This window comes from Sphaerisporangium siamense, from assembly GCF_014205275.1.
Lineage (GTDB): Bacteria > Actinomycetota > Actinomycetes > Streptosporangiales > Streptosporangiaceae > Sphaerisporangium > Sphaerisporangium siamense.
Genome location: NZ_JACHND010000001.1, coordinates 418,411 through 442,702, shown reverse-complemented (window position 1 = coordinate 442,702; position 24,292 = coordinate 418,411). Strand labels below are relative to the sequence as shown.

Here is a 24,292-nt window from a genome sequence, read left to right as displayed (position 1 = left end):
TTCGGGCAGGCCACAAGCGTTGCCAGGGGTGAGCGCAACATCCGGAAGGGGGAAGCGTGCACCACAACGGCCTGCGAACCGCCGTTCTCCTCGGTGCCCTGTCCGCGTTGATCCTGGTGGGGGGCGCGTGGCTGGGGGGCGGTCGTGGTGTGCAACTCGCCGTCGTCGTCGCGTTGGCCGCCAACGGAGTCGCGTACTTCTTCTCGGACCGCATCGCCCTGTCCGCCATGCGCGCCCGGCCCGTGAGCGAGGTCGAGCAGCCCACCCTCTACCGCATCGTCCGCGAGCTGTCGACGGACGCCCGCCAGCCCATGCCGCGCCTCTACGTCTCGCCCACCATGCAGCCGAACGCCTTCGCCACCGGCCGGTCGCCGCGCAGGGCGTCCGTCTGCGTCACCTACGGCCTCCTGCGGCTGCTGAACGAGCGCGAGCTGCGCGGGGTCGTCGCGCACGAGCTGTCGCACGTCTACAACCGGGACATCCTGATCTCCTCGGTCGCCGCCGCCCTCGCCACGATGATCACGTACTGCAGCTACATCGCCGTGTTCTTCGGTGGCTCGGACGATGACGACGGCGGGCCGGGCTTCTTCGGCGCGCTGCTGATGATGATCCTCGGCCCGGTCGCCGCCGGCATGATCCAGATGGCGATCTCGCGGTCCCGCGAGTTCCAGGCCGACGAGTCCGGCGCCCTGCTCACCGGTGACCCGCTCGGCCTCGCCTCGGCGCTGCGCAAGATCGAGATGGGCGCCCGGCAGCTGCCGCTGCCGGAGGAGAGCCGCCTCACCTCGGCGTCCCACCTCATGATCGCCAATCCGTTCCGCGGCGCCGGGGTCGGCCGCCTGTTCGCGACGCACCCGTCGACCGCCGCCCGCGTGGCCCGCCTCGAACGCCTCGCCGGCTACCCCCGCTGACGAACCCTTGGGGGCCGCCGTCAGGAGCGGTGGGTCACGGGGTCCGTCTCCTCGGCGCTCAGAGCGGGGACGCCGTCGATGCTCTCGCGGTTGTTCCTGGCCCGGTAGGCGCGCTTCTGCCGCACGTCCTTGCGTTCCGCCCATTCGTCCAGCAGCGTGCGGTCCCGGTCGAAGGTCATGAACGGCACGCTGAAGCCGCACGAGTCGGAAATACGATCACATTCCACGACGATGATCGACCGGACGCCGGGATGCGGGCCGAACAACGTGAGCAGGCCGGCGAAGTCCGCGTCCCCCGGCGTCACGACCCGCCCCCGGCCGTACAGGCGCAGGATGTTCGGCGGGCCGGAGAACGCCGCGAACATCAGCGTCACCCGCCCGTTGTCCCGGATGTGGGCGATCGTCTCCACGCCGCTGCCGTCCAGGTCGAGGTAGGCGACCGTGGTGTCGTCCAGGACGGCGAACGTGTCGGCGTACCCCTTGGGCGAGACGTTCACATGCCCGCCGTGCTCGGGCGCCGTCGCCACGAAGAAGACCGGCTGGCGAGCGATGAACTCGCGCAGCCGGTCGTTCAGCCGTTCATGCACCTTGCCCATGTGCCCCTCCTAGCCCCTTTTTCTGGGACTTTACGGCGGGGCCCGCGCGAGGTCATTCCCCCGGAAGCCACCAGTTCCATACGCGCGACGGCCCCTTGAAGGAATCGATCTTCCTCAGGCCGCCCGTGGCCGGGTCCACAACGCTGGCCGTGACCCGGGAGACCGTCCCGTCCGACTTCGTCCGCATGTGCCAGAGCGTCAGCTTGCCCGCGTCGTTCCAGAAGATCTGGTACGGCGCGTCCTGCGCCGTGATCGGCAGGTCGACGGCCGGGGACACCGCGTCGGTCGACAGGTCGTACTGCCGCAGGCGCGGCCGGCCCTCCGACGGCACGATCACCACCGCGACCGTCACGCCGTCGTCCGCCAGCGCGACCGGCGCGTTGTTCGACACCACCTGCGGCACCTCGCGGCTCTCCGCCTGCGCGCCGTCGGCGTCGTACACCGCGAACTCGGTGGTGTTGTCACTGGTCTGGCGCGACACGAGAAGGCGGCGGCCGTCCGGGCTGAAGCCGTGGACGGCGTCCGACCCCGGAACGCGCGCCACGTGGCCGTCGGCCAGGTCGACGACGAGCGTGGGGAGCCGCTCGTTGTCGTCGAGGTAGTCCAGCACCACCACGCCGCCGTCCGGCGACAGCGTCGCGTCCACGTCCCCCATGCCGATGCCCTTCGGGACCCGCGCCGTCGCCCCCGGCAGGCTGTGCGCCCGGCCGCCCGTGGCCGCCCTCCAGACCAGCTTGCGGTCGGACTTACGGAAGTACAGGATCCGCGCCCCGTCCGCGCTCACCGTGAACGGCGCGGCGGCCTCCTTGTCCGCCTTCCCGTTCGCCCCCACCGGAAAGACCGTCGCGTCCCGCACCGCGACCGTCTTCCCGCTCCGCATCACCAGCTTCCAGGGCCCACACGGCACGTCGTACTTCCCCTTGACACAACTCCCCAGCCACGCGTAACGAACGGTCCCCGCCGCCCCCTGCGGCCGCGCAGCCGTCCGGGCCCCCGCGGCGGACGCCTCCGTCCCCGCTGAGGACCGCGTACCCGTCGCGACCTTGGCCGTGGCCCCGATCGTCGTCGCGGTGGAAGCCTGGCCTACCCCCGAGGCGCTGGCGGTCGCCGCCCGAGCCGGTCCCACGACCACACCCGCCGCCATCACAACGGCCCCGGCGACGACCCCAACCCTGCGCACCTTCTCCATGGCGCAATCCTTTCGACATCACCAATAGATGCCGCCACACCACAAAAGGTTGCGCCCGATCCCCACCACCAACCCCGCCCAGCCGACTCGACACCCTCACACACGAGCGAAGCCGAGACGGCCGCCCAGATCACGGCCATCACTCAGGCCCAACCGGCCCCCCAGGACACCGGACGGCCGACTACTCCACGCACCCCCCACACGAGGACGAGACGCCAGGCCGTGCCACGGCCACCGACCCACGGCGTCAACAGTCCCGACGCCATCCCCAGCCGCCACCGGGCGACACGCCGCAGCGGACCACCCGCCCTGCGGGTGGTCACCCACCCGTCCTGGGGGTGGTCAGGAGCAGCGACCTGCCCTCGGCCCTAGCGGTAGTTGGTGAACTGGAGGGCGATGTCCAGGTCTTTGCCCTTCAGGAGCGCGATCACTTCCTGAAGCTCGTCCTTCTTCTTGGAGCTGACCCGAAGCTCGTCGCCCTGGATCTGCGCCTTGACGCCCTTCGGCCCCTCGTCCCGGATGAGCTTCGAGATCTTCTTGGCGTGCTCCTGGTCGATGCCTTCCTTGAGCCCGACGGTCAGGTGGTACTCCTTGCCGGACAACTTCGGCTCCCCGGCATCCAAGATCTTCAGCGACAGACCACGCTTGATGATCTTCTCCTTGAACACGTCGAGGACGGCGTTCGCGCGCTCCTCGCTGTTCGCCTTGATCACGATGTCCTGCCCCGACCACGCGATCCCGGCCCCCGTGCCCTTGAAGTCGAAGCGGTGCCCGACCTCCTTGACCGTCTGGTTCAGCGCGTTGTCGACCTCCTGCCGGTCGATCTTGCTCACCACGTCGAAACTGCTGTCGGCCATCGGTATAGGTGTCCTCTCTCGTCCCCCCGACCCTAGCGACACCGACGCCGTCCCGTGTGGATCAGGCCCGGGACAAACCGGTGTCACAGGCACCTCTGAAGTCCGCTATTCTTCTACCTGTCACCGCGAGAGCGGCCGACACGGCAGGTTGCCCGAGTGGCCAAAGGGAGCGGTCTGTAAAACCGTCGGCTCAGCCTACCCAGGTTCGAACCCTGGACCTGCCACCAGCAGAACCCCAGCTCAGAGGCCCTCCGGGGCCTCTTCTGGTTTTCGGGGTCATGCAGCCGAAAGCAGCCGTTTGTCACTGCTCCCGGAATATACGCGGAATGGATCAAGGCCGTTCGCTCAGGTCGCACACCATGATCCGGACCTCTCACGGAACGCGTTCCGTCCGGGCAACGGCGAAGTGTCCTGGACATCGTGGTGACCTCCGGCCGGGACGCATCGAGCATCAGGCACCGTTCTTGACGCGCATCGTCCGGCGCGTATCTTCTGGTTAGGAAAGTTTCTTAATGGAAGCGCCATTCACCTTCGGAGCCGGAGGAAGCGCACATGAGAATGAACCGGACCGCAGCCGTGTCCGCCCTCGCCCTGCTCACCGCCTCGCTGCTGGTGGGCTCCGCATCCCCCGCCCACGCCGTCCAGACGGGCTGCACCACTTGGCAGGAGGGGTACGTCGCCTACAGCCAGTGCACGGGCGGCACAGGCAGGCAGGCGGTTCACGTGAGCGGCGTGCACGTGAACCCTTGGGTGGGATGGATCGAGGTGTCCGGCCCGCTGGTGGGGGTGGGCGAGATCTCGTCGGTCAGCTGCCCGTGCTACGCGCGGTACCGATACACCGTATTCGCCGACTGACGCGACGCCGAGCGGCATGACGACGCCCCCGCTTCCAGTACGGACACTGTTGGCGAATTGCTGAGAGTGTCCCGCTTGGTTCTGGGGGCGGCGTACACACTTCGGTCCGGGGCTATCAATGAGCCAGCGATGACCGTTCACGTCGAGGCCCCGGCCCCTTCCCCGCTTCATGGGAAGGGGCCGGGGCCTTTCGTGTTCCCTGGTCAGTGGCTCATGCAAATCCTGCGCCGCAGTGTGAGCGCGAGGCTGACACCACAGCGATGCGGTCAGGTCTAGGGGATGCTCAGGTAGAAGGCGGCGTCGGCAGCCGCCCCGGCGGCAGTATTGAAGGCGACCAAGATGGTGTTGGGCTGGCTGCCGCAAAGGGGGTGCGGAAGGTAGGCTCCGTGGGTCGTGCCCAGACTGTTCCACAGGGTGATGTGCACCACCTCCTTGGACAGGTCGATGTCACTGCCGACGCGGACGCAGTACCGGCCTGCAGATGCCCGTGAGACGGAGACGATGTTCTTGCCGTGGTCCAGGGTGCCGTCCACTTTGACCGCGGCGGCGGCCTGGGCGTAGGGCGAGGGTCCGGCGGCTTGGGCGGCGGTCGGTGCCAGGACCGCTGCGGTGGCCAGCGCTCCTGCGGCAATCTGGGTGCATGCCTTCGTGGTGATCATGCTGTTCCTTTCTGGGTCCGCCTTCCCGCCAGGCGAGATCACAGACGCATAACGTAAGATCAACAACGCGAAGCGTAGCGTTCGGCGAGTCACGCCGCTGGACGGAGCACCGCGAAATGAGAGGTTCGTGATGGAGCCAGCGGGGTGCCCGTAAGCCAGGCATCGAGCCTGGCGAGGTTCATCGCCGCGGCGATGAGCACGTGCTGCAGGTGAGTCTTGGCGATGCCCCGGTAGCGCGTCCGGCGTAGCCCGAATGCCTTGACCCCCTGCGCGATGGTGCCTTCGATACCCTGCCGGGCCTGGTATCGGTTCTTCCACTGGTCGGTCTGCTGCTCGACTCGCGCCCGGTGCAGGACTTCGTGCTCGGCCTGAGGACGCAGTGTGAGCCGGCGTCGCGTGCCGCGGGTGCACTCGGCTTTGACCGGACAGGTGCCGCAGTCGCGACGCGAGAACTCGACGCGGATCTCGATCTTGTCACGGTCGGGCTCGATCGCCCACCGGATACTGGTCTTGCCGCTGGGGCAGGTCACCTGCCGGTTGTCCCAGTCGATGGCGAACGAATGGGCAGGGTAACCGCTCTTTGAGCGGGTCTGCCAACTGGCATCGGGCATCATCGGCCCGACCAGCTCCACGTTGTGGTCGCGCTTGGCGGCGATGACCCCGCGGGTGGTGACGTAGCCGGTGTCGACCAGGTGGACATCCGGGGCCAGGCCGCGACGGGACAGCCCCTCATGAACCAGCGCGGTCGCGTCGAAATCGCTTCCCGGAGACGGTGTGGTCGCGACGTTCGTGATCAGATGCGGGGCATCGGGCTCGCAGGTCTCGGTGATGTGCACCTTGTAGCCGTCCCAGCTTGAGTCTCGCTTTGTGCCGGTCCGCGCCTGATCGTCGTAGGGCGAGACCAGCCGCGACCTGCCCGGAGGGAGATCTCTGGGGTGCCGCCAGCGCACCGTGTCCTCGATGGTGCAGAACTCCTGCACCCATACCCGCCGCAAGGTCTCGACGGCGGGGATCTGGCGCAGCCATGCCAGGGCCGTTTCGTCATGGATGGCTCTGAGCAGGGTCATTCCGTCAGCGCCGATGGTCTCGGCCAACTCGATGCGCGCAGCCGTGAACTTCGGCATCCGGAAGTCTTCACTGCGAGAGGCGTAGCGGTCGAACCACACCGGTGCGGCGAGTGAGGCCAGCCAGTCCGGTACCGCGACGGCAAGGACGTTGAGGGCGGCGCGCAGCGTCTCGCCGGCCAACTCCAGCCGGTTCAACCCGCGGATGGCAGCCAGCACATGCGTGGAGTCGGTTCGCGCCCGACCGGCCGTCTTGAGCAGACCGGCCGTGCCCGCCCGTTCCAGCACCGTGTCCAGGATCTGCTGCTCGGCGGCGCCTTTGATGAGCCGCCCGCGGAACTCGCTGAGCACGGAGAAGTCGAATCCGGGATCGGTGAGCTCGAGGCTCAGGGCGTACTTCCAGTCGATGCGGGCCCGCACCGCCTGGGCGGCTTGCCGGTCGGACAGCCCCTCGGCGAACTGCAGCACCACCACGAGGGCCAAGCGGCCTGGTGACAGAGCCGACTGGCCACGGGAGGGGAACAACCGCTCGAACTCCTCATCGCGGAACACCATGCCGAGGGCGTCACGGATCCGCATCGCCATGCTGCCATCAGGGAAGGCCGCACGTGCGACCTGTGCTGTGACAGAAGGGATGCGGTCGGACTCCATCGGGCACAGGGACACCAATGACCTACTCTCAGCAAGATCACGACAGAAGCGGGCCCATGATCACATACGTGATCATGGGCCCGCTTCGTCTTTGATCAATTCGCCAACAGTGTCAGTACGGAGGACGGGGGCGCCGTGCTCAGCCACAACTCATCGGAAGCCGCGCGTCCAGCACAGCGCCGAGGGAACGGCCAGACCCGAAACCGGTACGCCAAGGTTGTGGGGCAGAACAGTCAAGGGTTTCACCTGCGTGCGGTGCCCATCTGATGCCCATTGGGTCGGCCGTCACGTGGGTGCGGCACGGTTGGTGGCGGTGGCTGCGGTGGTGAATCCTAGGTTCGCCAAGGCGGATCGGACGGATTTCGATTCCTGGTCGAGCAGGCTTCGGGGTCTTGTCTTCCAGTTGGCGGTTATTCGGAAGCTGTCTCCCTCGAAGCGGGGGATTACATGTAGGTGGAAGTGGAAGACCTCCTGGAATGCTACTTCTCCATCTGCGAGGAAAAGGTTGACGCCGTCGCATCGCAGGTCAGAGCGGCGTAGAGCTCGGGCCATTCGATGGCCGAGCGTCCATACATGCGTGCTCGTCTCCTCGTCGAGGTCTTCCAGCCCGACGGCGTGCACGCGGGGAATGACGAGAAGGTGCCCGGGCGTGACGGGTGCTATGTCCATGATCACCATCACGCGGTCGTCTGCGTAGGGAACGCTCGCTTCGGCCTCGCCGCGAATGATCGCGCAGAACACGCAGTCCGATCCGCCGGGATCACTCATGGTCAATATGGTGACAGCGAGAGGCGTCCACAGCGAGTGCTTGTGGTTCGAGCGCAATCCGGGTTCGAAGGCTCGACCTGCGGCGCCGGCGTGAAGAGGCCCGTCACCGGCGGATGCGCGGTGGCGGGCCTCTTGGGTTGTGGGCGAGGGGTCAGTTCGAGTCGAGGGCGAGGGCGATGTCGGTGATGGCCAGGGGGAAGGGGTCGCCGAGGCGGGTGGCGGCGCCGGTGGTGAGGTCTATCGCGTTGAGGGTCGCGTCGCCGTTCGGGAGGACGAGGGTGGCGTAGGCGGTGTTGGAGACGGTCTTGCCGTTGGTCAGGTCGCTGTAGATGTCCAGGCCCGCGTTCGAGCCGACGGTCGTGCCGAGTGCCCCGGTGGGGGCCACCAGGCCGCTGTTGGCGGGGGACTGGATGACCACCTGGGCGGTCGTGGTGTTGATGTCGAACAGGGTCGTCGCGGTCGTGTTGTTGAGGTCGTTGTTGGTGTAGGCGGCGGCGCTGATACCGGTGACGGCCGGGGCGCACGAGTCGGTGCTCAAGGGGGTGTCCGGCACCGTCGTGTTGTCGTTGAGGTTGTGCCGCAGGTTCTGGCCGGTGTCGCTGATCACGCGCAGGCGGTCGGCGGCGGGATTGAAGTCGACGCCGAAGTTCGTGCCCTGCAGCGCGACACCGAGCTGGGAGACCTTCGTGACGACCACCGGGTCCTGGCTGCCGGTCGGCAGCGAGATCGTGTAGATGCCGCCGCGGTTGCCGACGGCGTAGAACTTGCGGTCCTGGACGCGGAAGTCGATGCCGATCGCGGCGGTGTCGTTGACAAGCCCGCTGATCCGCCTGACCCAGTCGAGTTGGTCGGGCCTGTCGGTCAAGAACGTGGCCATCAGCTTGCCGTCACTGGTGATCCCGAACGCCTGCAGCGAGGCGGCGGAGGCCGAACGGCGGCTTGCCGCGGAACCGGCCTCCGCGGGCCCGACGGCGAGCGCCGTCGCCGCGGCCAGCGCGATGAGTGCGGCGATCCCTCTCTTGGTCCGTACCTGCATCAATTCCTCCCCTATCGAAGTCGTGCCGGCGAGTTCGGCCGACGGCTCTCGTCGTCGCGATATGCCGGCGTTGTCAGCGGCAACAGCTTCGCCGGGAGATAGGGGAACTGTCGTCGTGATATATGCGGAATTATCTGGCCATGAAGCGGGTCGACTTGTCATTTCCCGCAACCGTGACGGCGATGGAAGGCGGCTTGGGATAACGGCCATCGCGCCACCGGTTTCGGCGTAGCGTTTTCGCTTTGGGTCCGGGTGATTCGGTCGATAAGGGTCGCGCCAACCGCATAGTGTCAGGCCCCCTTATAGGACTCGATGATTGTTCGTACGGTTCCCGTGCTGAACGTCGTGCTGTAGCGGGTTACCATGAGGGCGCGCTCGGCGAGTTCGGGAAAATCAGGTCAAGGTCTGAGGGTCATTCGGCCGGCGCGGTGCGTGCGATGGCGTCCACACAAAGGGGAGATCGATCGGCATGGGCGGCCTTTTACGTACGTTGATGAAACGATGCGACGCGAACGCGCGAGCCGAAGTGAGCATGTATATGCGCGAGCTGCCGGAGTACCGCAGAGAGGCCGCCGACCCGCAGGCATACGCGGAGACGCTGGACTACGCGGTCTGGTTCCGCCGGCGCACGGTCGAGTGCGTCGCCGAAGATCGGCAACTCGACGCGGGCGACCTCTCCCTCATCGGGAGCATCGGTCAGCAGCGCGCGCGGCGCGGCTTCTCCGTCCCTACGGCACGGCGTGTGCTGGCGCTGCACGCCAATCTGATGCTCCGCGAGTGCCACGACGCGGCCGAAGGTCACGACGTGCAGGAACTCCTGCGCGTGCTCGCGTGGTTCGGCGCCCAGGGCGCGCGCGGCTGCGCCGCCTACCTCCAGGCGTACATGGACGAGCAGCACCTGCGGCTTTCGGTGGCGACCCGGGTGCGCACGCTCGCGCACCTGCTGCTCACCGGCGACGCCATCGCCGCCAGCCTGGCGCGCAGCCTGGGTGTCGCCCTGCACGACCACTACCTGGTGGTCATCATCAGGGTGCACGGCGACCCGGCGACCTGCTCCGAGACCACGCACGACGATCTCATCGCGAGCGTGTTCAACGACCACCTCGTGCCGCTGCCTGGCAGCGGCCGGACGAGTTGCTCGCCCTGGTGCCGCACGACGGCGCGGGGTCCTTGTCGCCCATGTCGTCGTCGCCGGCGGCGTCCGACGGCGACCGGCTCATGAGCCTGCTCCGCGAGATCGTGGAACGGGTGGGCAGGCCCTGCGCGGTGGGGACGGCGGCCGGTCCGGCGAACGCCCTGGACCAGACGGCGGAGGTGGCGCGGCGCGTGGCCCAGGTCGCGCCGCTCGAAGCCACGCCGCGGACCCTCTCGGGGGTCGCCGACGTGTTCGTCGAACTCGGCGCCGCACAACTCCCCGAGGTCGACCACTGGTTGCGTGAGATCGCCCGCCGTCTGGCGAGTGGCCCCGATCTGGTCACGACATTGGACGCCTATTACCGTGCCGACATGAACCGGCTCGCCGCCGCGGCCGTCCTGCACATCCATCCACGGACATTGGACTATCGCCTGCAACGTGTACGCGAGCTGACCAATGTCGATCCGGGTTCGGTGCGCGGAGTACGGATATTGAGTACCACCGTCGCCCGGGTACTGGCCGGCGCCTGGACCTGAGCCGCGACGGGAATCAAGGAATTCCGGGGGCGCCCGCCGCCCGGACGCCGCTGAATCCGGTGCGGGGCGGGAGTATCGCTCGGCGTTCGCTTTGTCTGTGGCGGTTCCTCGGGCCAGAAGGCGGTCGGTTTTCGTCTCGGTTCCGTCTTCGTTTCCGCCGAGGGCGGTCGTCATTCGCGAGCGGGAAGACTCGGCGACGCATTCGAGCCGGACCCGTGAACCTCTGACCGATCAGGCGAATCGCGTTCACGCGAATATTAAGGACGGCTGTCCCCTCCGCTCTTCGCCGGCCCATAGCGGAGAAATCGGAGGAGGACGGGGGCTATGGCTTCGGGGGTGGGGCCGTGGCCTTGGCCGGGGAGGATCTGGCGGGTCGCGGTGGGGAGGGCGGCGGCGACCGCGTCGGCGGCCTCGGGGAGGCCGGGGAAGGTCTGATCGCCCGAGCAGACGATCGCCGGGACGGTGATCGAGGACCAGCGGGCGGCCCAGTCGGGGTCGGTGTTGACGTCGTGGGTCGCCGTGAGGTCGTAGACCAGGGTGGGGGCGACCGCCACCATGTCGGCCCAGCCGGGCGAGCCGGCCATGCCGTCGACGACCTCGGACGGGACGCCGATGACCGCCGTCATGTTGTAGCGCATCGCTTCGTCGTTCTTGCCCTCGGCCAGCAAGGAGCGCAGCGTGGTCAGGTGTTCGGAGTGGTCGACGCCGGCGAGGAACGGGGGCTCGTACAGCGCCAGCGCGGTGACGCCGACGCCGGCCTCCGCGGCGGCCAGGGCCACGGTGGCGCCGGAGGAGCTGCTGTAGAGGGTGGCGGTGCCTCCGGCGGCCTTGATCAGAGCGGCGACGTCCTCGACCTCGCGCTCCAGCGCCCACGGCGAGGTGTCACCCGAGTGGCCGCGCCCGCGGCGGTCGTAGTCGACGGCCGCGAACCCCTCGTCCGCGAGCAGACGCGCGGTCCGCCGGGTGCCCAGGTCGATGGCGCGGTACTGGGTGGCTCCGCCGATGAATATGACGGCGGGCCCGTCGCCGTACAGGTCGAAGTCGATGACCGTGCCGTCCCGCGAGGTCACTGTGCTCAAGATCCTGCCCTCGATCCGTGAAGACGGTTGTGTGATCGTGTGGGTCACGGGGCGTGCCTTGTCCCAGCTCCGCTCCACGGCATGGAGCCGGGCGGGCATGTCAGGGCGTGAGCGCGCCTGCCGCTCCCGCCCACAATATGGGCGGGCTACGACAGTTCTCCGGCTGCGGTGGCTATGGCGCGCAGGGGGCCAGGGCGGGGGAGGAGGGGGTGGTGGTCGGAGGGCCGAAGAAGAGGCGGGCGCAGTCGGTCAGGAAGGCGGGGTTCTCCTCGGGGATCCAGTGGCCGGAGGCGGGGGCCACGACCTCGCGGACGTCGTCGGCGACATGGCGGAACGACTCGGCGATCTGGGCGCCGAAGACGTGCTGCGCGCCCATCGCCAGCACCGGCATGGCCAGTCTCTTGGACGCGTTGGCCTGGTTGTCGGCGGCGTTGGCGGCGAACGCCCGGTAGTACTCGTAGGCGGCGCTGCGGGTGGCGGGGTCGGCGTAGGCGCGGAAGTACTCCCGCCGGTCGATGGCCGCGGGGCGGTGTGCCCCGTCGAAGAGACTCCCGAGGTACGCCTCGACGTCGTCCTGGGTGGAGACGATCCGCTCGGGCAGCGGCTTGGGGGCGGAGTTGAAGCGGAAGTGCCAGCTCAGCCGGTAGGCGTCCTCCAGGCCGAAGCCGTTGAGCGGCAGTTCGAGCACGGCGAGCCGGCTGACCTCGGAGGGGAAGTCGCGGGCGTAGGGGTAGGCGACGAGGGCGCCGTCGTCGTGGGCGAGGATCTTCACCTGCCGGAAGCCGAGCCGGTGGACGGCCTGGCGGATCCGGCGCGAGGTGGTGGCCGCGTCGAAGCCGCCGGGCGGGACGGTGGAGCCGCCGAGGCCGGGCAGGTCGAACGCGATGACGGTGTGCGTGCGGGCGAGGGCGGGCATCACCTTGCGCCATTCCCACCAGGTCTGCGGCCAGCCGTGCAGCAGCACGAGCGCGGGCCCGGAGCCCCCGCGGACGTAGTGCAGGACGCCGCCGTCCACGGGCACCCGCCCGTGCGTGAACGACGGGTCGAACTTCGCCCGGCCCACTGACGGTTCGGCGGCGCCGGGGTGCGGCCCGCCCACAGGGACCCGGCCTTGTGTGAGGGATGGGTCGGGCTGCGCCTGGTTCGTTGACGGTTCGGCGGGGCGGGGGCCGCTGGTGGTGCCTGCGCCGGCGCCGGAGGCCGTGGTGAGTACGAGCACGGTCGCGGTGGTGATCGCGCCGAGAACGTTCCAGCCGAGTCCGGCGACGCGGGTGCTCCGCCTTCGCGTCGCCATGGGGATGAGGGTGGATCCTCTGTTGAGCCGCACCTTCGACTACCTCCAACGAGCGGGGACGGCGACACGCTAACGGCGGTGTGGCCGGGTGGCCGGGGGCGTTGGGGTCGGGTGCCGTGAGGCAGGGGTGTCTCGCGTTACGGCAGGGGTGCTGGTCTCCAAAGGCGTCACTGGGGCTGATGAAAGCGCAGGGACGGCCGAGTGCCCTGCACGCAACGACTCCCCGGTCGCGCCGCGCGGGACTCCTGTGCCGCGAGAAGGCTCCCTGGTCGTGCCGCAGGGGGCTCCCCGGGTCGTGCCGCAGGCGGGTTCCCGGTCGTGTCGTGGGGAGGCTCCCCTGCCGTGTCGTGGGGGCGAAACGGGGGCCGCTCGGCTACAAGATCGATTGGGGTGCCGGTTTCGCGCCGGAATTTGGAGCCGAATGAGCAGGTCAAGGCCCGTGTGGCAGCGCAACGGTTAAGAAAGTTGCCTAGCACAACTGTTAAGAAACTTGACAAAAGAACCCGCTGATCCAACGATTGGGTACGCGGATCCGCAGCACGCCCCATCTTGAAGCACGCATCGGCGGCGCCGCGCGCCGGCCGATGCGCCACCCCCCAGATGGCCGGGACGGTACGAACCCCGGCCTGACTTCGCGTGTGGGAGTCTCCATGCAACTGCGCGTAATGCTGCGCATGGCGCTGGCGGTCATCACGACCGCCGCCGCGGCGCTCGGATTCGCTGTCGTGGGCGGCACGCCCGCCCAGGCGGCGGCCGGAATACCCGCTCACGTCTTCGCCCCCTACTTCGAGGCTTGGACCGGGGAAGACCCGGCCACCCTGGCCCAGCAGTCCGGGGCCAAATACCTCACCATGGCGTTCCTGCAGGCCGCGACCAAGGGGTCGTGCACGGCCTACTGGAACGGCGACACCGAGATGCCGATCTCGCAGTCCACGTTCGGCGCGTCCATCAACACGATCCGGGCCGCGGGCGGCGACGTCATCCCCTCCTTCGGCGGCTACACGGCGACCAACACCGGCACCGAGATCGCCGACAGCTGCACGAACGTCAACAGCATCGCCTCGGTCTTCCAGAGCATCATCACCACCTACGGTGTCACCCGTATCGACCTGGACATCGAGGACAACTCGCTGAACAACAGCGCCGGCATCGACCGCCGCAACAAGGCGATCAAGCTGACCCAGGACTGGGCCGCCGCCAACGGCAAGACGATCCAGTTCTCGTACACGCTGCCGACGACCACCAGCGGACTGGCCTCCAGCGGCCTGGCCGTCCTGCGCAACGCCGTGACCAACGGCGCCAGGATCGACGTGGTCAACATCATGACGTTCGACTACTACGACGGCGCCACCCACCAGATGGCGACCGACACCCAGAACTCCGCGCAGGGGCTGTTCAACCAGCTCAAGAACCTGTACCCCGGCAAGTCGGACACCGAGCTGTGGGGCATGATCGGCGTCACCGAGATGATCGGCATCGACGACTACGGACCCGCGGAGACCTTCTACACCACCGACGCCGCTCCCGTCCTGAACTGGGCGAAGAGCAAGGGCATCGCGATGATCTCGTTCTGGGCGCTCCAGCGGGACAACGGCGGCTGCCCGGGCACCGGCGGCTCCGACAGCTGCTCCGGCATCGCCCAGAGCACCTGGTTCTTCAGCCAGGCGTTCGCGCCGTTCACCAGCGGCGGCACACCGTCGAACGACTTCTCGGTCTCGGTCTCCCCTTCCACCGGGTCCGTGCAGCCGGGCGGCACCGTCACGGCGACCGTGAACACGGCGGTCACCAGCGGCTCGGCGCAGACGGTCAACCTCACCGCGACCGGTGCCCCGTCCGGGGTGACCGCGACGCTCACGCCGGCCTCGGTGACCGCGGGCGGCTCCTCGTCGCTGAAGCTGGTGACGACCTCGTCGGTGACGCCGGGCACCTACCCGATCACCGTCAAGGGGACGGGCGCCTCCGGCAGCCACGACACGACCTTCAGCCTCACGGTCACCGGCACGCCCGGCAGTGACTTCTCGGTCGCGGTCAGCCCCGCGTCCGGCTCGGTCACGGCCGGCTCCACCGCGACGGCGACCGTGAACACGGCGGTCACCAGCGGCTCGGCGCAGACCGTCGCCCTCGCCGCGACCGGCGCTCCGGCCGGGGTGACGGCGACGCTCACGCCGAGCTCGGTGACGGCGGGCGCGTCCTCGTCGCTGAAGCTGGTCACCGCTCCGACGACCGCGCCGGGCACGTACCAGATCACCGTCACCGGCACGGCGCCCTCGGGCGGCCACAGCGCCACCTACGCGCTCACCGTGACCGCCTCGCCCGGCGGCGGCATCGCCAACGCCGACTTCGAGTCGGGGGCCCTGAGCCCGTGGAACTGCCAGAACGGCAGCGCGGTGGTCGGCTCGCCGGCGCATGGAGGAACGCACGCCCTGCAGGTCGCCGCGTCCTCCAGCAGCACGGGCGAGTGCACCCAGACGCTGACGCTGACGCCCAACCACAGCTACACGCTGAAGGGCTGGGTGCAGGGCAGCTTCGCCTTCCTGTCGGTCTCCGGCGGCGCCAGCGCCACCACGTGGGGCTCGTCCGGCGGCTGGAGCCAGCTCAGCCTGCCCTTCACCACCGGTTCCAACGGATCGGTGACGCTGTCCGTCCACGGCTGGTACGGCCAGGGCAACGTCTTCGCCGACGACTTCACCCTGACCGGGTGATCGCGGCCTGACGGCACAGGGGCCGCCGCGACCCACCAGGGCGCGGCGGCCCTTTTCCGTGCCCGCGTAGCGCGGCCCGTGGAAGGTCAGGTGAGGACGGACGCCGTCCGCCCGGCGATGATCCGCCCGTGCCGCTCGGCGGACTCGTGCCCGGCGCGCAGCGACTCCTTGGCGAGCGGGCGCAGCGGCGCCATCGACTCGTGGACCTCGGCGAGCGTCAGTTCGACCTCGCTCACGTGCAGGTCCATGCGCATCAGGTCGCCGAACATGCGGCGGTACCAGGGGGTGGCGTGATCCCAGCCGGCGCGGGGGGTGCCCTCGCCGTAGCCGCCGCCGCGGGTGACGACCAGCGCGGTGGGACGGCCGGCCAGCAGCGGCTCGGTGCCGGGGGCGAAGCGCGGGTCGGTGTAGAGCAGGTCCAGCCAGATCTTCACGTGCTGGGACACGCCGTAGTTGTAGAGGGGGACGGCCAGCAGGTAGGCGTCGGCCTGGGCCATCTCGTCCGCCAGTTCGGCCGCGAGCGCGAGGGCGCGACGCTGGGCGTCGGTGCGCTGCTCCTCGGGGGTCCCGTTGGCCGCCACCGCCAGCGCCCAGGCGTCGGCGGGGACCGGCGTCTTCGCCAGGTCGCGGTGGATCACCTGGCCGGCGGGCGTGGCGCGCCGCCACGCGGCCTCGGCGGTGTCGGCGACCTGCCTGCTCACCGACCGTTCGCCCTGGATGCTGGCGTCGAGACGAAACAAGATCATCGGACTGGGCCTTCCTCAACGGCTTTGTTCTGCTCGACAGATATTATGTAGCGCAGAACATATGTCAAGCAGATGAGTTTGGTCACAGATCTTTTGGTCAGCCGATCATGGGCCTCGGCGGGTACGGTGGAGGCGTGGGACCCTCGCCACGTTCGTCGTCCACGCCGGAGCCCAGCGCTCCGGCTCCCGCGCGCGCCTCGGCCGACGCCCTGCGGGGCGATCTCGGCTGGGGTCTCGGCGTGCTCCTGCGCACCTATCGCCGCGCGGCCGAGGAGGTGCTGAGCGGCATCCCCGGAGGTCCCCGCGGCTACCAGGTGCTGGTCTCGGCCGTTCAGGAACTCGCCGGGAACCAGGGCGTCATGGCCACGCAGCTCGGCATCGATCGCACGGTGCTCACCTACCTGATCGACGATCTGGAAGCCGCGGGGCTGGTACGGCGGCAGCCCGACCCGCTCGACCGGCGCAGCCGCCGCGTCGTCGCCACCGACCGCGGGCGCGAGGTCTACGCGGAGTGCGGTGCGGCCCTGGCCGACGTCGAGGCGCACGTCCTGTCCGGCCTCGGCGCGCAGGGGGAGGCCTTCCGCGACCTTCTGCGGAAGGCGGCCGCGCACGCCGACCGGCTCGACCCCTCGCCAGGCGCCTGCGGCGTGGTCGAGGAGATCTGCGAAGAGGAGGCCGCCGACTCGGCCGCCACCATCTCGGCGCACCGGGAGCGGTCCCGCTAGCGCCTCGGGCGAGTACGACCGGAGCGGGCCGGCGCCGAGCGGTGCCGGTCCCGCCGGTGTCTTCGCGTTTCCCGACGCCTGAGCGGCGCATCGGACATCAGTGGACATACCCCTCCGAAGGTTGCCTAAAGCAATCATATATATTTGCCTAAGGCAACCAGATGGAGGCGGACATGGTGTCGGAGGAAGGCTGCGGCGATCTGCTCGCCGGCCTGCACGACATGGGCGCGGTGATCAGGGTGATCAAGCGCGACATGCCGTTCACCGGCCACCGTGCCGGTCTCGCCCTGCTCATGACCCTGCGCAGGTCCGGCGAGCTGCGCATCGGCCGGCTCGCGTGCATGTTCGAGGTCGATCAGTCGGTGATGAGCAGGCACGTGGCCGATCTGGAGGAACGTGGCTGGATCGAGCGCGTCCCTAACCCCAGGGACGGGCGCTCCTGGTACGTGCGGCTCACGCCGGACGGCGAGCGCGTGGCCGAGGAGACCCTCGGCCAGGTGCGCCATCTTCTCGCCACCGCCCTGGCGGACTGGACGGACGAGGACGTCGCCGAGCTCTCCTTCCTCCTCGGCCGCCTCCGCCACAGCTTCGACGCGCACCGGGCCCACCGCGCGGCCACGGTAGTGAAAGGACATCGATGACAACCGCAGTACCGGCCGGGGTGCGGGAGGCGGCACCCGACCCGGCTCCCCCCATGTCGCACAAGGAGATCCTGGAAGCCCTGTCGGGCCTGCTCCTCGGCATGTTCGTGGCGATCCTGTCGTCCACGGTCGTCTCCAACGCCCTCCCCACGATCATCGCGGAACTGCACGCCGACGAGACGACCTACACCTGGGTCATCACCTCGGTGCTGCTCGCGACCACGATCTCCACGCCCCTCTGGGGCAAGCTCGCCGACCTGGTGAGCAAGAAGGTCCTGGTGCAGCTCGGCCTGATCATCTACATCATCGGCTCGGCCATCGCCGGCCTGTCGCAGAACCCGGGCATGCTCATCGGGGCCCGCGTCATCCAGGGCCTCGGCGCCGGCGGCCTCACCGCGCTGGCCCAGGTCATCATGGCGGCGATCATCTCGCCGCGGGAGCGGGGCCGCTACTCCGGCTACCTCGGCGCGGTGTTCGCGCTCGCCACCATCGGCGGGCCGCTCATCGGCGGCGTCATCGTGGACACCTCCTGGCTCGGCTGGCGCTGGTGCTTCTACGTCGGCGTCCCCTTCGCCGTGATCGCGCTGATCGTCCTGCAGAAGACCCTGCACGTCCCCGTGCTCAAGCGCGAGGTCAAGATCGACTGGACGGGCGCCTTCCTCATCACGGCGTCGGTGTCGCTCCTGCTCGTCTGGGTCTCCTTCGCGGGCAACAAGTACGACTGGCTGTCGTGGCAGACCGGCGCGATGGTCGGCGGCGCGGTGGTCCTGGCGCTGCTGTTCCTGCTGGTCGAGGCTCGGGCGAGGGAGCCCATCGTCCCGCTGCGGCTGTTCCGCAGCAGCGCGATCAGCCTCGCCGTCGCGGCCAGCATGTTCGTCGGCATCGCGATGTTCGGCGCCACCACCTTCCTCAGCCAGTACTTCCAGCTCGCCCGGGGCGAGACACCGACCATGGCGGGCGTGATGACCCTGCCGATGATCCTCGGCCTGGCGCTCTCGTCGACCATCGCGGGGCAGATCATCACCAGGACCGGACGCTGGAAGATCTTCCTGGTCGTCGGCGGCCTCTTCCTCACCGCCGGGTTCGGCCTCATGGCGACGCTGCGGTACGACACCGACTACTGGCTCCTCGCCGTCTACATGTTCTGCATCGGCGTGGGCGTCGGCATGACCATGCAGAACCTCGTCCTGTCGGTCCAGAACCAGGTCAGGCCCGAGGAGCTCGGCGCGGCCAGCTCGGTCGTCGCGTTCTTCCGCACCCTCGGCGGCGCGATCGGCGTCTCGGCCCTCGGCGCCGTGCTCGGCAACCGGGTCATGCACTACATGGAGGAGGGGCTGACCAAGCTCGGCCTCAAGGGCCACGCCGCGGGCGACGGCACGATCCCCCAGCTCTCCAAGCTGCCCGCCCCCATCCGCACGGTGGTCGAGAGCTCCTACGGCCACGGCGTCGGCGACGTCTTCATGTACGCGGCGCCGTTCGCGCTGGTCGCGCTGATCATCATCCTGTTCATCAAGGAGATCCCGCTGCGCACGTCCAACGCCGAGCCCGTCGTGGCCGCCGGCGTGGAGGAACGCGCCTCCGCCCCCGGTCGCCACGCCCAGCGCGACACCGTGGTCGCGGAGTCCAACGGCCACGCCATGGGCGCCTTCACCGGCGAGGACACCGCCACGTTCGGCGGTGGCACCGCGGTCGCGGCACGGGCCGAGGGCGGCAGCGGGATCCGCGGGTTCATCACCGGCTCGGACGGCGTGCCGGTGGGGCACGCCACGCTCACGCTGATCGACGTGCGCGGGCACCAGCTCGGCCGCGCGGTCACGCAGGCCGACGGTTCCTACGACCTGTGGACGCCCGGCGGGGGCACGTACGTCCTCATCGCGTCGGCGGGCGACCACGACCCGCAGGTGGCCACGCTCGCCGTCGGTGACCAGCCGCTGGACTTCGACCTGGTCCTGTCCGGTTCCGGCAAGCTGACCGGCACGGTCCTGGGCGCCGGGGGCGCGCCGGTCCCCGAGGCGATGGTCGTCGTCACCGACGTGCGCGGCGAGGTCGTCTCGACGGGCGTGACCGACCCCGCGGGGGGCTTCGGCTTCGCCGGGATCGTCGCCGGCGTCTACACGCTGACGGTGAGCGCGGAAGGGCACCGTCCCACCGCCGCGCCGGTCGAGGTCGGCACCGGCCAGACCAGGCAGGACATCCAGTTGCTCCCGGCCGCCCAGGTCAGGGGCACCATCCGGGTCAAGGACGGCGGTCCGCTCGCCGACGCCCGGGTCACGATCCTGGACGCGGCGGGCAACGTGGTCGGCTCGGCGACGACCGGCGTGGACGGCGAGTACGCCTTCGCCGACCTCACCGGCGGCCAGTACACCGTCGTGGCGAGCGGCTACCCGCCCGTGGCGAACACGATCACCCTCAACGGGCGCGGGGACGAGCCGTACGACGTGTGGCTCGGCCACGCCGACTGAGCGAGGGGATCGGGACGTGATGCACTCCAACGGCACCAGGAACACCTGGGACGCGGCCCCGCGCCCCGCCGGGGACGCGCGGGGGCTGCGCGCCGTGGTGCGGACCAAGGACGGCTGGCCGGTGCGGCACGCCGTCGTCACCGTGACCGACATGTCCGGGCAGCAGGTGGTCCGGGCGTCGGCCGACGCCGACGGCGCGGTGGCGACTCCGCCGCTGCGCCCCGGCGCGTACACGGTCGTGGTCACCGCGATCGGGTACGCGCCGGCCGCCTCCACGGCGATCGCCACCGCCTCCGGGGCCGCGGAGGCGGGCGTGCTGGTCCTGGCCCGCCAGGACGGCGCCGAACTGCCCCCGCCCGGCCCCTGGACGGTCGACCCGGCGCACTCCAAGATCGCCGCGACGGCCCAGCACCTCGGCCTGTCCAGCGTGCAGGGACGGTTCTCGGCCTTCGCCGGGCACATCGACGTCGGCGCCCGCGCCGAGGACTCCGCCGTGATCGCACAGATCGACGCGGCGTCCATCGACACCGGCAACCGGACGCGGGACGACCACCTGCGCTCGGCCGACTTCCTCAACGTCGCGGCGCACCCGGTGATCGGCTACCGGAGCACCGGGCTCAGCCCGGCGGGGCTGGACCGCTGGACCGTGCACGGGCTGCTCAGCATGGCGGGCGTCAGCCGCTCCGTGGATCTGGACCTGTCCTACCTCGGGACGGGCCCGGACCCGTGGGGCGGCCTGCGCGCCGCGTTCCGCGCGACCACCGAGCTGCGCCGCGAGGACTTCGCCATGACCTACAACCAGATCGTTCAGGCGGGGATCACGCTGATCGGGGCCACCCTGAAGGTGGAACTGGACATTCAGGCCGTCCAAGGGGAACGCATCCCCGAGGCCTGATCGTTGCCCGGACAGAGGACCGGAAAAGTGTGGAGGAGAGGAGGCTGCACGATGACCGAGACACAGGAGGCGCCGCCCGTCGAGGCGCTCGGGGGCATTCCCCGTGAGGAGTACGAGACGTACTGCGCGCTCGAACGTCAGCTTGGCATCCTCTTCCGGCGCTCCCGCGCGCTGTCCGCCGAGATGGGCCGCGCGGTGCACCCTGAGCTGGAGCCGGGCGCCTACGGCATCCTGGTGCGCATCGACGAGGCCGCCCCGGCGCGGCCGAGCGATCTCGCCGGGTTCTTCGGCGTGGGCAAGGGCACGATCAGCCGCCAGCTCAAGGTGCTGGAGGAGCTCGGCCTCATCGGCCGCGAGCCCGACCCGCTGGACGGCAGGGCCCACCTGCTCGACCTGACGCAGGAGGGCCGTGAGCGGCTCCACCGGGCCCGTACGGCGCGGCAGCGGCGGTTCTACGCCCTGCTGGGCACCTGGCCGCAGGAGGACGTCCGGCTGCTCGGCCGCATGCTGGAGCGCTTCAACGCGCTCGGCGAGAACACCGGACCGGAGGGCCAGGGCGCGTCCGGCCAGCGGTGAGGCGGAACACCCGGGGATCCCTGGCGGGGTCTCCGGGGTTCGACGTGCCCTTTCATGGTGAAGGGGCGGTTGGTGCCATAGCGAAGCGTGTCATTTCGAGAAACTACGGGTGATTAGGCATACTCTGTCCGGCTATGGAGACGCGCTGGGTCGGGCCCGACGGCTACGAGATCACGGGCGCGATGTGCGGCGACCGCCAGGTGCTCCGTCTCCGGCGGCACGGCGAGCACGTCGCGGACTGCTTCTCCGTCGACGAACTTCGACGCCATGTCGACCTCGCGGACCTGTGCGAAGTGATCGCTCTGCCCTTCGGTGAACGGCCCGCGCGCGGGCGCCGCGAGGCCGCCCGCTGACCCCTTTCCGACGCGTCTCCAGGTCGTGCCCTGGTGGGCGTTCTGATTCGCGTCGGCCGCGGGGTCCGTGTATGGTTACACCTGTCCGCAGCGCGCCGCGGTGACGCGAGATGCGAGCGGCAGGCCCCTTTAGCTCAGTCGGCAGAGCGTCTCCATGGTAAGGAGAAGGTCTACGGTTCGATTCCGTAAAGGGGCTCGGCAGCGCAAACGCCCTTTCCCGGCTTCCGGGGTAGGGCTTTTCGCTTGAGCGATATCAGACCGCGCTCAAAGTCGGCCTGTGAAAATAGGGGAAGTGCAGGCGTCCAGCGATCAGGCATACTTGGATCATCCAGGCCAGGTCGGGTACGTGAACACGTGTGCGCGATCGCCGAACAGGTCGGGTATCCTTTCGAGGCCGGTCGATTTCGCCGGCCATGAAGCGGAGTAGCTCAGTCAGGCAGAGCAAGCGGCTCATAATCGCTGTGTCGCGGGTTCAAGTCCCGCCTCCGCTACTACCCTCCCCGGTTCCCTCCACGGAGGCCGGGTGCGGGTCGTCCATGTGTCCCGAACGTAGAAAGGCACTCCCACGTGGCTGCCACCGACGTTAGGCCGAAGATCACGCTGGCCTGCCAGGAGTGCAAGCACCGGAACTACATCACCCGGAAGAACCGGCGCAACGACCCGGACCGGCTTGAGCTCAAGAAGTACTGCCCCAACTGCAAGTGCCACCGCGCGCACCGCGAGACGCGCTAGGCACGCACGACGCCCCGCGCGTGGGCGCGTGGGTGAGGGGCGGTCCCTCACGGGGCCGAGTCCCGTAGACGGTCGTCGCCATTCCCGGGCGCCGGCCTGAGGTGCCGGGCTCGCCCGGCACAGGGGTCCCTGAGCCATCGTGCCCGGGGACGCGGCGGTGCCCCGCTTCGCGAATGACCGGCGTTCCAGAACGGAGCGTCGGCTTTTCGCGTGTCCGCAGCCATGCCGCCACGGCCAGGGGTGTGCGGGAAGACGTGCCACCGGCCGACCAGCAGGCGTTGGCCACAGATGGCCGTCATCGACCGGCGTGAATCCGCGGCTTCGCACCGCTCGCCGTGGCATGGGCGTGGCCGCGGGTCGTCCTGTTACCGTCGGGCAGGACCGCCTCGGGAAAGGGCACCGGCACGATGGCTTTGAACCGCGACTTCGTCGGGAGGACGTACCACGCGTCCACGCCCTACGAGGTGAGCCGCGTCAAGATCAGGGAGTTCGCGGCCGCGATCGGCGACCCCAGCCCGCTCTACCGCGAGCCCGAGGCCGCCCGCGCGGCCGGGCACCCCGACGTCCTGGCCCCGCCCACCTTCCCCATCGTGTTCACCCTCGGCGGCGCCGCGGAGGCGCTCGCCGACCCCGCCTTCGGCCTCGACTACGCGATGGTCGTCCACGGCGAGCAGCGGTTCTCCTACGTCCGCCCCATCTACGCGGGGGACGAGCTGCTCTGCACCTCCACGATCTCCGAGATCCGCAGCCTGGGCCGCAACGAGCTGGTCACCGTCACCAGCGAGGTGACCACCGTCCACGGCGAGCCGGTCTGCACCACCTACAACATCCTGATCGAGCGCGGAGGGGCCGCGTGACCGCGACCGTGAAGTACGACGAGGTCGAGGCCGGTCACGAGATCCCCGCGGCCGAGTACCGCGTGCACCGCGTGGACCTGGTCATGTACGCGGGCGCGTCCGGCGACTTCAACCCGATCCACTGGAACGAGCGGCACGCCAAGGCCGTGGGCCTGCCCGATGTGATCGCGCACGGCATGTACACCATGGCCCAGGGCGCACGGTTCGTCACCGACTGGGCCGGCGACCCCGGGGCCGTCCTCGACTACGGCGTGCGCTTCTCGTCCATGGTCGTCGTCCCCGACAACGACGAGGGCGCGGTGATCACCGTCAGCGGGGTCGTCCGGGAGAAGCTCGGCGACAACCGGGTCGTGGTCGCGCTGACCGCCAGGTCCGGCGACGCCCGGGTGCTGTCCAAGGCCGGCGCGGTCGTGCGCCTCGCCTGACCCGCACCGCGCCAGGACCGGACTCGACCGGACTTGACCCGCGCGCCCGAATGCTTCCCTGCCCGATGGGTACTGGGGCAGCGTGAACGACACACCTGAGCACGAACAACGCCCCGCCGAGCGGCGGAGCGGGAACAGACCCGACACCGGAGGAGAACGGCAGAGGCCGGAGAGGGCCGTCGAGGCCGTGGAGGAGCGGCACGCCGAGGCGCGCGACGAGGCCGCGGACGCCGCCGACGCCCGCACTCCCGACGCCGACGACGCGACGCGCCGCGACCCCGGCGCCGAGCGGGCGGTCAGCTCGCAGGTGCTGTGGGACTCGACGCTCGCCGCCTCGCGGCTGGACCAGGCGATCGAGGCCACGCCGGAGCCCGGCGGCCACGTGCAGTCCCCGCCCGCCGCGGCCGGCCACCGCACCCCGAGTCCCTCCCACGCGGGGGACGACGACCGCCGGGACCGCTCCGAGGACGACCGGTAGCGAAGCGGGCGCGCGGGCCGGTCTAGGCTGAGTGCCGGCGCGCGCCGCCGGCGCGCGCCATCGGGTCTCG

Annotated in this window: 25 protein-coding genes and 3 tRNA genes; 18 read left to right on the top strand and 10 right to left on the bottom strand. The window is 69.7% G+C overall.

The genetic code is table 11. From position 1 onward, the window contains the following. The first annotated feature begins 56 nt into the window (after window positions 1–56). The gene (htpX, locus tag BJ982_RS02000; protein ID WP_184875993.1) at window positions 57–911 is read left to right on the top strand and encodes a zinc metalloprotease HtpX; all 855 of its coding nucleotides are present in this window, start codon (window positions 57–59) and stop codon (window positions 909–911) included. 20 nt (window positions 912–931) lie between these two features. On the opposite strand, the gene BJ982_RS01995 is transcribed toward htpX, so the two are convergent. The 3 genes from BJ982_RS01995 to BJ982_RS01985 form a co-directional block, all read right to left on the bottom strand. Next, window positions 932–1,507: a pyridoxamine 5'-phosphate oxidase family protein gene (locus BJ982_RS01995; protein ID WP_184875991.1), complete on the bottom strand. Its 576-nt coding sequence runs from the start codon at window positions 1,505–1,507 to the stop codon at window positions 932–934. A gap of 52 nt (window positions 1,508–1,559) precedes the next feature. Next, window positions 1,560–2,387: a hypothetical protein gene (locus tag BJ982_RS01990; RefSeq protein ID WP_184875989.1), complete on the bottom strand. Its 828-nt coding sequence runs from the start codon at window positions 2,385–2,387 to the stop codon at window positions 1,560–1,562. A 677-nt stretch (window positions 2,388–3,064) separates the two neighbouring features. Continuing rightward, on the bottom strand, window positions 3,065–3,553 hold the full coding sequence (locus BJ982_RS01985) for a YajQ family cyclic di-GMP-binding protein (RefSeq protein ID WP_184875987.1): 489 nt from the start codon (window positions 3,551–3,553) through the stop codon (window positions 3,065–3,067). A 142-nt stretch (window positions 3,554–3,695) separates the two neighbouring features. Between BJ982_RS01985 and BJ982_RS01980 the strand changes: the two genes are divergently transcribed. Together BJ982_RS01980 and BJ982_RS01975 are read left to right on the top strand one after the other, a co-directional pair. After that, window positions 3,696–3,780 (top strand) — tRNA-Tyr (locus BJ982_RS01980). A gap of 325 nt (window positions 3,781–4,105) precedes the next feature. Further along, a complete protein-coding gene (locus BJ982_RS01975) occupies window positions 4,106–4,408 on the top strand; it encodes a hypothetical protein (protein WP_184875985.1) in 303 nt (100 codons plus the stop codon). A gap of 272 nt (window positions 4,409–4,680) precedes the next feature. Here BJ982_RS01975 and BJ982_RS01970 read toward each other — a convergent pair whose 3' ends face one another. The 4 genes from BJ982_RS01970 to BJ982_RS01955 all read right to left on the bottom strand — a co-directional run bounded on the left by BJ982_RS01970 (window position 4,681) and on the right by BJ982_RS01955 (window position 8,586). After that, the gene (locus BJ982_RS01970; protein ID WP_184875983.1) at window positions 4,681–5,067 is read right to left on the bottom strand and encodes a hypothetical protein; all 387 of its coding nucleotides are present in this window, start codon (window positions 5,065–5,067) and stop codon (window positions 4,681–4,683) included. An 89-nt stretch (window positions 5,068–5,156) separates the two neighbouring features. After that, window positions 5,157–6,797: an IS1182 family transposase gene (locus BJ982_RS01965; RefSeq protein WP_373869704.1), complete on the bottom strand. Its 1,641-nt coding sequence runs from the start codon at window positions 6,795–6,797 to the stop codon at window positions 5,157–5,159. 270 nt (window positions 6,798–7,067) lie between these two features. Further along, window positions 7,068–7,550, bottom strand: a complete 483-nt coding sequence (locus tag BJ982_RS01960; protein ID WP_184875979.1) for an HIT family protein — start codon at window positions 7,548–7,550, stop codon at window positions 7,068–7,070. 151 nt (window positions 7,551–7,701) lie between these two features. Further along, complete coding sequence (locus BJ982_RS01955) at window positions 7,702–8,586, bottom strand: DUF4394 domain-containing protein (RefSeq protein WP_184875977.1); 885 nt, start codon at window positions 8,584–8,586, stop codon at window positions 7,702–7,704. A 469-nt stretch (window positions 8,587–9,055) separates the two neighbouring features. Between BJ982_RS01955 and BJ982_RS38390 the strand changes: the two genes are divergently transcribed. Together BJ982_RS38390 and BJ982_RS38385 are read left to right on the top strand one after the other, a co-directional pair. Beyond that, on the top strand, window positions 9,056–9,808 hold the full coding sequence (locus tag BJ982_RS38390) for an RsbRD N-terminal domain-containing protein (RefSeq protein ID WP_507763476.1): 753 nt from the start codon (window positions 9,056–9,058) through the stop codon (window positions 9,806–9,808). Next, window positions 9,805–10,257 carry a helix-turn-helix domain-containing protein gene (locus BJ982_RS38385; RefSeq protein WP_203959449.1) on the top strand — a complete coding sequence of 151 codons (453 nt, stop codon included), beginning with the start codon at window positions 9,805–9,807 and terminating at the stop codon, window positions 10,255–10,257. Before BJ982_RS38390 ends, BJ982_RS38385 begins: the two co-directional genes overlap by 4 nt. A 257-nt stretch (window positions 10,258–10,514) precedes the next feature. Here the strand turns inward: BJ982_RS38385 and BJ982_RS01945 are convergent, their stop codons facing one another. Continuing rightward, window positions 10,515–11,327, bottom strand: a complete 813-nt coding sequence (locus BJ982_RS01945) for an alpha/beta fold hydrolase (protein ID WP_239123719.1) — start codon at window positions 11,325–11,327, stop codon at window positions 10,515–10,517. Between the two features lie 181 nt (window positions 11,328–11,508). Then, entirely contained in the window at window positions 11,509–12,630 is a 1,122-nt protein-coding gene (locus tag BJ982_RS01940) for an alpha/beta fold hydrolase (protein WP_203959448.1), read from the bottom strand. 650 nt (window positions 12,631–13,280) lie between these two features. On the opposite strand from BJ982_RS01940, the gene BJ982_RS01935 reads away from it, so the two are divergent. Then, complete coding sequence (locus BJ982_RS01935) at window positions 13,281–15,332, top strand: glycosyl hydrolase family 18 protein (protein ID WP_184875973.1); 2,052 nt, start codon at window positions 13,281–13,283, stop codon at window positions 15,330–15,332. A gap of 86 nt (window positions 15,333–15,418) precedes the next feature. On the opposite strand, the gene BJ982_RS01930 is transcribed toward BJ982_RS01935, so the two are convergent. Then, entirely contained in the window at window positions 15,419–16,078 is a 660-nt protein-coding gene (locus BJ982_RS01930) for an FMN-dependent NADH-azoreductase (protein ID WP_184875971.1), read from the bottom strand. Between the two features lie 134 nt (window positions 16,079–16,212). Between BJ982_RS01930 and BJ982_RS40210 the strand changes: the two genes are divergently transcribed. The 12 genes from BJ982_RS40210 to BJ982_RS01870 all read left to right on the top strand — a co-directional run bounded on the left by BJ982_RS40210 (window position 16,213) and on the right by BJ982_RS01870 (window position 24,222). Beyond that, on the top strand, window positions 16,213–16,803 hold the full coding sequence (locus BJ982_RS40210) for a MarR family winged helix-turn-helix transcriptional regulator (RefSeq protein WP_203959447.1): 591 nt from the start codon (window positions 16,213–16,215) through the stop codon (window positions 16,801–16,803). Window positions 16,804–16,976: 173 nt separating this feature from the next. Continuing rightward, complete coding sequence (locus tag BJ982_RS01920) at window positions 16,977–17,444, top strand: MarR family winged helix-turn-helix transcriptional regulator (protein WP_184875967.1); 468 nt, start codon at window positions 16,977–16,979, stop codon at window positions 17,442–17,444. Beyond that, on the top strand, window positions 17,441–19,906 hold the full coding sequence (locus BJ982_RS01915) for an MFS transporter (RefSeq protein ID WP_203959446.1): 2,466 nt from the start codon (window positions 17,441–17,443) through the stop codon (window positions 19,904–19,906). The genes BJ982_RS01920 and BJ982_RS01915 overlap by 4 nt, the downstream gene beginning before the upstream one ends. A 19-nt stretch (window positions 19,907–19,925) precedes the next feature. Next, the gene (locus tag BJ982_RS01910; RefSeq protein ID WP_184888334.1) at window positions 19,926–20,801 is read left to right on the top strand and encodes a YceI family protein; all 876 of its coding nucleotides are present in this window, start codon (window positions 19,926–19,928) and stop codon (window positions 20,799–20,801) included. A 51-nt stretch (window positions 20,802–20,852) separates the two neighbouring features. After that, the gene (locus BJ982_RS01905; protein WP_184875965.1) at window positions 20,853–21,377 is read left to right on the top strand and encodes a MarR family winged helix-turn-helix transcriptional regulator; all 525 of its coding nucleotides are present in this window, start codon (window positions 20,853–20,855) and stop codon (window positions 21,375–21,377) included. A 134-nt stretch (window positions 21,378–21,511) separates the two neighbouring features. After that, entirely contained in the window at window positions 21,512–21,730 is a 219-nt protein-coding gene (locus BJ982_RS01900; RefSeq protein ID WP_184875963.1) for a transposase, read from the top strand. Between the two features lie 123 nt (window positions 21,731–21,853). Continuing rightward, window positions 21,854–21,926, top strand: a tRNA-Thr gene (locus tag BJ982_RS01895). Between the two features lie 221 nt (window positions 21,927–22,147). Beyond that, window positions 22,148–22,221 (top strand) — tRNA-Met (locus BJ982_RS01890). A 76-nt stretch (window positions 22,222–22,297) separates the two neighbouring features. Continuing rightward, on the top strand, window positions 22,298–22,462 hold the full coding sequence (rpmG, locus tag BJ982_RS01885) for a 50S ribosomal protein L33 (RefSeq protein WP_184608557.1): 165 nt from the start codon (window positions 22,298–22,300) through the stop codon (window positions 22,460–22,462). 407 nt (window positions 22,463–22,869) lie between these two features. Continuing rightward, window positions 22,870–23,319: a MaoC family dehydratase N-terminal domain-containing protein gene (locus tag BJ982_RS01880; protein WP_184875961.1), complete on the top strand. Its 450-nt coding sequence runs from the start codon at window positions 22,870–22,872 to the stop codon at window positions 23,317–23,319. Then, window positions 23,316–23,744 carry a MaoC family dehydratase gene (locus BJ982_RS01875; RefSeq protein ID WP_184875959.1) on the top strand — a complete coding sequence of 143 codons (429 nt, stop codon included), beginning with the start codon at window positions 23,316–23,318 and terminating at the stop codon, window positions 23,742–23,744. Before BJ982_RS01880 ends, BJ982_RS01875 begins: the two co-directional genes overlap by 4 nt. A gap of 82 nt (window positions 23,745–23,826) precedes the next feature. Beyond that, window positions 23,827–24,222, top strand: a complete 396-nt coding sequence (locus tag BJ982_RS01870) for a hypothetical protein (RefSeq protein ID WP_184875957.1) — start codon at window positions 23,827–23,829, stop codon at window positions 24,220–24,222. Window positions 24,223–24,292: the final 70 nt, after the last annotated feature.